Here is a 7248-nt window from a genome sequence, read left to right on the forward strand (position 1 = left end):
CCGTTGTCCCATACGCGCACGTGCCAGTGGTATTTCTCGCCGGCGGCGAGGGCGGGTCCGCGGTAGGCCACGAGCACCGACTGGTCTGTCTTTACCCGTCCGGTTTTCCAGACGACGTCGCGGAAGCCCGCGTCACGGCTCACGACGAGCTCGTAGCCGGTCTGCAATACGTTGCGACGCGCAGACGCGAGAACCCAACTGAAGCGTGGCGTTTTTGTGCCCAGGCCCAACGGGTTTTGCTGGTATTCGCAGGTGGGGGTGGTGAGGGTGAGTTTTTGCGCCTGGGTGATCAGGGGCAGCAGGCAGAGGAAAAGGATCAGACGTGTCATGGCGGTTCGAGGTTACGCCGCAAGATACGTTGGCATTTGGCAGTACTTTCCTGCACTTACCCGGCGCGTCATGCCAGGTAAGGCGAGGGCAGTCTGAGCCCCACCGGGTTATTGTATCACCGGACCTTTGCCGGTGGCCTCGACCAGCTTGCGATAGATCTCCAGGCAGACCCAGGCGTCGGTGGCGGCGTACTCGATCTGTTTTTCCGTGAGGGTGAGCGCCTCCCAGTTCGAGGTCTGAGCGCTCTTAGAAATACGGAAGCCCAGGAGGAGGCCCGTGAGTTTTTTTACACTTTCCACCTGGTAGCCGGCTTTACGGGCGACGATGGAAAGGTCGACGAACCCCTGGGGTGTAAAGGGTGCAAATTTTTGCAGGCCTTTGATATCATCGTGTATGGCGACGCCGGCCTTGATGATGCCGGGGTTTTCAAAGATGGCGGCAATTTCGGGGGTGACGCCGGCGTGGTGCGTGCGGATGAGGAACACCTTGCCGGGAATGGCCAGCTGGATGAGGGCGACTTTAAAAACCTGGCCGCGCTTAAAGCTCGGGCGGGTTTCGGTGTCGAAGCCCACCACGGTGTGTTTTTGAATTTCTTTTACTACCGCGGGGAGCGCGGCAGGGTCGGTGATAACCTGCACCTTTTCCTGAAAGGCTTTGAGGTGCAGTTGGTTGAGTTCTTCGTTCGAAATAGTGGTCTTAAAACCTGAGGGGTCTGCGTGTGTTTCTTTTACATGTTCGGAGGACGACTGCATTAAAAAATACGATTAAAGCTTAAAAAAATATCACGCCTTAAAATAAAGTAAAAATACTGACACCTATCCTACCGTCGGTAACTTTCGGGCTGATGGGCGGTTTGGCAAAATGTTCGGAAACGGCCAAAACTGTAATGCTGATCAATTTTTGCTATTTTCAGCCCTGCTTAACCCTAAACTGAACTGAATGTCAAAATCTTTATTCCGCAAGAAGTCGCTGGAGGCTATTGCGCGCGATGCCGAACAGGGCATTGACGACGGCCACGGCGGCAAAGGCCTGCGTAGAGTGCTGTCGGTGCGCGATCTGACCTTTATGGGCATTGCCGCCGTGGTCGGAGCGGGTATATTTTCAACGATCGGCACCGCAGCCTCCAACGGTGGGCCGGGTATATCGCTGTTATTTGTGCTTACCGCCGTTACGTGCGGATTTTCGGCCCTTTGTTATGCGGAGTTTGCGAGCCGCGTCCCGATTTCGGGCAGCGCGTACACCTATGCGTATGTTTCTTTTGGTGAGATCATAGCGTGGATCATCGGCTGGGCCCTGATCCTGGAGTACGCCATCGGCAACATCGTGGTTGCGATCTCGTGGAGCAGCTATTTCAACCACCTGCTGGAAGCAGGGGGGATCCATTTGCCCGGTTGGCTGACGATCGATCCCGACACGGCCCGGGTCGCCTATGAAACCACGCAGCAGCAACTGAGCAGCGGTGTTGCGATGACGCCAAATATGCAGTCTGTTATCACTGCCTATGAGACGGCGCCGGTTATTGCCGGGCACCGCATCTTTGTCAACTTCCCGGCCTTCATCATCATCGTTCTCATCACCTGGCTTACTTATGTGGGCATCAAGGAAAGTAAGAAGGGTGCCAACTTCATGGTGATCTTTAAGATTGCCGTCGTGCTGTTCGTTATCGTCTTTGGATTCATTTATGCCAAGCCTTCGTACTGGTCGCCATTCCTGCCGAATGGTTTTGAAGGCGTATTGAAGGGCGTATCGGCTGTGTTCTATGCGTATATCGGGTTCGATGCGATCTCCACCACGGCGGAGGAATGTAAAGATCCGAAACGGGATCTGCCCCGGGGGATGATCTATTCGCTGGTGATCTGCACGGTATTATACATTTTGGTGGCGCTGGCTTTGACGGGGATGGTGCATTACTCTGAACTGAATGTGAACGATCCGCTGGCGTACGTGTTCGAGCGCGTAGGGCAGGAGTGGATCAGCTATATCATTGCGGTGAGCGCGGTGGTGGCAACGACCAGTGTGTTGCTGGTCTTTGCGTTGGGTCAACCCCGGATCTGGATGAGCATGAGCCGTGACGGCCTGTTGCCCAAGGCGTTTGCCAGAGTGCACCCCCGCTACCAGACGCCACACTTCTCGACCGTCGTGACGGGTTTCCTGGTAGCCATCCCGTCGCTTTTTATGCAAAGCTCGCTGATGACGGACCTGACCAGCATTGGTACCCTGTTTGCGTTTGTGCTCGTGTCGGGCGGCGTCCTGATGCTGCCGCGCCTGGACAACGCCGGCCGTTCCGGCTTTAAGCTGCCCTATGTCAACGGCCGGTTTATCGTGCCGGTGCTGTATGCGCTGTTTCTATACCTGTTCATCGACCGGATCCAGGCCGACCTGACCAACCCTGCGGCTAGCTTACAGGAGGCGCTTTTCCTGGTATATGTATTGTTGGCGGGCGTGATCACCGTGCTGACGGTGGTAAAGCGCTATTCGCTCATCCCGGTGCTGGGCATGCTGTGCTGCGCCTATTTGTTAATTGAGATCCCGGCGGTTTCCTGGGAATGGTTTTTTGTATGGATGGCCATCGGTCTGGTGATCTACTTTAGCTATGGCTATTGGAAAAGCCGCCTGGCGCCGAAATTGTAAAAGCAGGTCCTCGTTCAAGAGATAAATGAAAGGCCCGGTCTTCGTAGGAGGAGCGGGCCTTTTTATTATTCTTTTACGGTCAGTGCATACTGCACCCCTCGTGCCGAGAGGTGCTCGCGGATATACTTAAAATTATACTCGTCCTCTCCCAGATATTCCGGAGGCGATATGCCTTTGCGGGTAAACTTACCATCCAGGACCAGTTGCACCGCGGCGGTGCAGGTATAGCCGGTGGTGCGGGCCATCGAGAGTGTGCCGGTGGCACGATCGGTGCGGTCCAGCAGGTTGTATTCGTATGTTACCGGGAGGTTTTGCTCCACACCTTTTACGCGGATGCGCATGACCGTGAACTCTTCTTCTCCTGGCTTGAGCTTCCACTGTGGAAACAGCAGCTGGGCCGTTACGTCCAGCGGGCGTATGCGCATGCCGTTCACATCGATCTCTTCTTTGGAGAAAAAGCCGCTGTCGCGGAGCATGCGCAGGTATTCGATGCAGCCGGGATACCGCAGCGTTTTTTCGATCATGTCGGGAATGTCCTGCATGGTATGGATGAGCGTGCGCAGGCCGTCGCTGTTCCATGACTCCAGGGTGCCGACGCCGGGGAAGTGGATGAGCTCGGCGTCGGAGAGCGCCTCGCGGATGACGATGGCGCCGTTCTGTACATAGCGCGCGGGGCGGGTATATTCTTCGATGACGTCGATGGGCGAAAATACGGCTTTGTACTCGTGGGGCCACTCGCGCACGACGGGGAGCCCGCCGACGAGGCATTCGTAGGATTGCACCTGCATGCGCGGGCGATGGTAGCCTAAGATGATATTGCCCATGCCGGGGGCGACGCCGCAGTCGGTCACGATGGTAACGTTCTGGCGGCGGGCGAGGTCGTCGAGGAGGAACGGGTCTTCGGGAAAGAAGGAGATGTCGACCATGTTCTTACCGGCCTCTATGACGGTGCGCGCGGTCTGGAAACCCATGAAGCCGGGCACGGCGCCGACCACCAGGTCGAACGGTTGTACCAGGGCGGTCAATAAATCCAGGTCGCTGAGGTCTGCCTGGCAGGTTTGAACGCGGTGCTGCGTGAGTGCGGCGAGGGCCTCGGGCCGGACGTCGGCCGAAGTAACATTATAGGTTTTGGCCAGGTCGATGGCAATGGCGTTGCCCACCAACCCTGCCCCCAATACGAGGACTTTCTTTTTCATAGAAGTAAGGTAAGGAGAAAATACATACCTTGGGCTACTACAGAACGCCACTACTATGTTTGACCCGAATAAGATCGTTGCCAAGGCCCGGCACTCCGGCTTCTATCGCTGGCTGCTGAACAAGTCGCTGGACCGGATGATACCGTTTAACAAACCCCACGGTTTCCAAATTATGGAAATAGGCGACTATCGTCTCAAAACGCTGCTGCCATACCGGCGCCGTAACCAGAACCACATTCGCGGCCTGCATGCCTGTGCACTGGCGACGGTCTCTGAATTTACGACGGGGTTCCTGCTGGTGAGCAGGCTCGACAGCCGCAAGTACCGCATCATTATGCAGCGCCTGGAGATGGACTATCACTACCAGGGCAAGATGGATGCCACGGCGGTGTTTGAAATTTCGGATGCCTGGCTTCAGGAACAGATCTACGAACCGTTGCGCACGGAGGATTCGGTAGTTATACCGTGTGAAATAAAGATCCACGACGAGGCGGGCAATCATTTAACGACGGGCAAAGTATTCTGGCAGATCAAAGATTGGCAGCGTGTGCGCACCAAGGTCAACGCCTGAAAAAACCGGTATGTTTTACGTTCGTTTTTGAGTACATTACGTCTGCCCAAACTCCTTTGTGTATGCGAAAGATCGATTACCTATTTACGGAATATGGCGAGAGCCATCAGGACTCCACCAACAAAACCATCCACTGGATCTGTGTACCGTTAATCTTTTTCAGTATCGTCGGGCTGATCGCTTCCATTCCCTCGGCGCCTGTGCAACAGTTCCTCGGCGAAGGAAATGTCTACGCGCACTGGGGTACCGTGCTGCTCATTCCCGTGATCATTTATTATGTGACGCTGTCGATCCCGCTGAGCATCGGCATGATGTTGTTCAGCGCGGCCTGCCTGGCGCTGGTCAACGTGATTATCCGGCTAAACGTCGGGCCGCTGTGGGCGGTATGTATAGGTATATTTGTGCTGGCCTGGATCGGACAGTTTTACGGTCATAAGATCGAAGGCAAGAAACCGTCGTTCCTGAAGGATGTGCAGTTCCTGCTGATCGGTCCGGCGTGGCTGATGCACTTTATTTATAAAAAGATCGGTATTCCGTATTGAGCCCTGTCAGATTTGAGGAAGGAACATGGCCTGCCGGCTATCATCCTGATTTTACGCTATCGCTTTATAATCGACCCGGGCACGTAGCCCTGCAAGGCGGCCGGGCCTGGCGCAGCTTTTTTATGCTGCACGAGAAACGCCACCGGTTGCTGGCGGTGTTGCAGGTATGTGTCGACAACGGTACGGGCAAAAGTCCGTTGCGGGCGCCGTATGGGGGCGTCGAATGTTCGCCCCGGGTATCGCCCACGCAGCTGTTTGATTTCATTTCTTTTATCGAGTCCCGCCTGCGCGCCGAGGGTGTTACACAGGTAACGTTCAAGTGCGCGCCGCAGGGTTATACACCGCATACCTCGGCGTTGCTGTATACATTCCTGATCAACCAGGGCTACCAGGTCACGCATGCCGAGGCCGCGGCGCTGATCGCCGTACCGGCTTCGCCCGGGCGCACGCTGCATGCGTGGGAGCGGCGCAAGCTGCGCCAGGCGACGGTGGCAGGATTGGTGTTTGACGTACTGCCCCGGGAACAGCTGGCCGCGTTATACACGTTCATTGCTGCCTGTCGCCGGCAGAAGGAATATACGCTTTCGCTTTCGCTGGAGGATGTACTACAAGCCGCCGCGCGTTTTCCGGAAGCCTATGTGTTGTTTGGCGTGTACCACGACCGGAAACTCATTGCCGGGGCATTGTCCGTACGTGTAAGCGAAACGGTGCTGTATAACTTTTATTCCGATCACGACGCGGCCTATGATGCGCTTAGCCCCGTGGTAATGCTCATCGAGGGCATGTACCAGTATTGCGTCCGCGCGGGCATTGCGCTGCTGGACCTGGGCACTTCGGCCCTGGGTGATACGCCTAACTTTGGGTTGCTGGAGTTCAAGCTGCGGCTGGGCGCCGCGCCTTCGCCGAAGTATACGTTCAACAAAACATTGTCGTGATGCAGGGCGCACGTGTTTCCGTGATTTGCCTGTGTTACAACCACGCCCGGTTCGTCGGGGAAGCGATCGACTCGGTATTGCAACAAACCTATGACAACGTCGAATTGATCGTTGTAGACGATGCCAGCCAGGACGACAGCGTAGCCGTTATCCGCGAGAAGCTGCGTTCGTTGCCGGAAGCGCGGTTTATACCGCTGCAAGAGAATACAGGCAACTGTCGCGCCTTCAACCAGGGGCTGGCGCATGCTACCGGCGATTATATCATTGACCTGGCGGCCGACGACGTGCTGCTGCCCGGGCGTGTGGCAGAAGGAGTAAAGGCTTTGCAGACGCATGGCGTGACCTATGGCCTGAGCTTTACCGACGCCGAGTGGATCGATGATGCGGGTAATCTGCTGCATTTGCATTCGCAGCGCTTCCCGCACGACAAGGTGCAGCAAGGCGATGTATACCTGCCGTTGATCACGCGGTATTTTATTTGTTCTCCGTCCATGATGTTCACACGTCTGCTGATCGACAGTCTGGGCGGTTATGACGAGTCATTGTCTTACGAAGATTTTGATCTGTGGATGCGCGGAGCGCGTGCTTTTCGATTTTGTTATACACCGCAGGTGTTGGTGCGTAAACGGGTGGTGCGGGGATCGTTGGCGAAGAAACAGTTTACCCGAAAGGACCGGCAGCGGTATAGTACGTATCGCGTGTGTGAGAAGATATTGGAGATGAATCGTACGCGCGCGGAGCAGCGGGCATTGCATCAACGCATTGGCTACGAAATGAAACAATGCCTGAAGGTACTGGACGTGGGGTTGTTGTTACGGTACGTGGCGTTGCGGCGGAAGAACCGCAGGCAACATTATCCGGGATGATGGGGTTGTTGTGGAGCCGATGGCAGTTACAAAGGCGGTCAGGAGACCGCCGCCATACTCGGCACCGGTGACGCGCCTAACCAAACCCTTGTCGCGAACACACGGCGCCCTTTTGCCGCGCCCCTCGCCCAGGCGCCTCGGTTGTAATATTAGGGTGTGGTCGCCGAGGAGGAAGCG

General features: G+C 56.0%; 8 protein-coding genes. 5 read left to right on the plus strand and 3 right to left on the minus strand.

Going from position 1 to position 7248, the window contains the following annotated elements; all coding sequences use genetic code 11:
* The coding region (locus KK078_RS30040; protein ID WP_449508542.1) for a glycoside hydrolase family 78 protein at nucleotides 1-329 on the minus strand (329 nt) is incomplete at its 3' end.
* Nucleotides 330-437: 108 nt separating this feature from the next.
* Nucleotides 438-1082, minus strand: a complete 645-nt coding sequence (locus KK078_RS30045) for a 3'-5' exonuclease (RefSeq protein WP_254094689.1) — start codon at nucleotides 1080-1082, stop codon at nucleotides 438-440.
* Nucleotides 1083-1269: 187 nt separating this feature from the next.
* Between KK078_RS30045 and KK078_RS30050 the strand changes: the two genes are divergently transcribed.
* A complete protein-coding gene (locus KK078_RS30050) occupies nucleotides 1270-2961 on the plus strand; it encodes an amino acid permease (protein WP_254094691.1) in 1692 nt (563 codons plus the stop codon).
* Between the two features lie 65 nt (nucleotides 2962-3026).
* On the opposite strand, the gene KK078_RS30055 is transcribed toward KK078_RS30050, so the two are convergent.
* Nucleotides 3027-4157 (minus strand): saccharopine dehydrogenase family protein, encoded by a 1131-nt coding sequence (locus KK078_RS30055; protein ID WP_254094693.1) that lies wholly within the window; start codon nucleotides 4155-4157, stop codon nucleotides 3027-3029.
* A 55-nt stretch (nucleotides 4158-4212) separates the two neighbouring features.
* Here KK078_RS30055 and KK078_RS30060 point away from each other — a divergent pair, with 55 nt between their 5' ends.
* The 4 genes from KK078_RS30060 (at nucleotide 4213) to KK078_RS30075 (ending at nucleotide 7071) form a co-directional block, all read left to right on the plus strand.
* Nucleotides 4213-4728 carry a DUF4442 domain-containing protein gene (locus KK078_RS30060; RefSeq protein WP_254094695.1) on the plus strand — a complete coding sequence of 172 codons (516 nt, stop codon included), beginning with the start codon at nucleotides 4213-4215 and terminating at the stop codon, nucleotides 4726-4728.
* A 62-nt stretch (nucleotides 4729-4790) separates the two neighbouring features.
* Complete coding sequence (locus KK078_RS30065; RefSeq protein WP_254094697.1) at nucleotides 4791-5270, plus strand: Mpo1 family 2-hydroxy fatty acid dioxygenase; 480 nt, start codon at nucleotides 4791-4793, stop codon at nucleotides 5268-5270.
* Nucleotides 5267-6205, plus strand: coding sequence for a GNAT family N-acetyltransferase (locus KK078_RS30070; RefSeq protein WP_254094699.1), 939 nt, complete (start codon nucleotides 5267-5269; stop codon nucleotides 6203-6205). The genes KK078_RS30065 and KK078_RS30070 overlap by 4 nt, the downstream gene beginning before the upstream one ends.
* On the plus strand, nucleotides 6205-7071 hold the full coding sequence (locus tag KK078_RS30075; RefSeq protein WP_254094701.1) for a glycosyltransferase: 867 nt from the start codon (nucleotides 6205-6207) through the stop codon (nucleotides 7069-7071). Before KK078_RS30070 ends, KK078_RS30075 begins: the two co-directional genes overlap by 1 nt.
* Nucleotides 7072-7248 lie beyond the last annotated feature (177 nt).

It is taken from the genome of Dawidia soli (assembly GCF_018598185.1).
GTDB lineage: Bacteria > Bacteroidota > Bacteroidia > Cytophagales > Cyclobacteriaceae > Ohtaekwangia > Ohtaekwangia soli.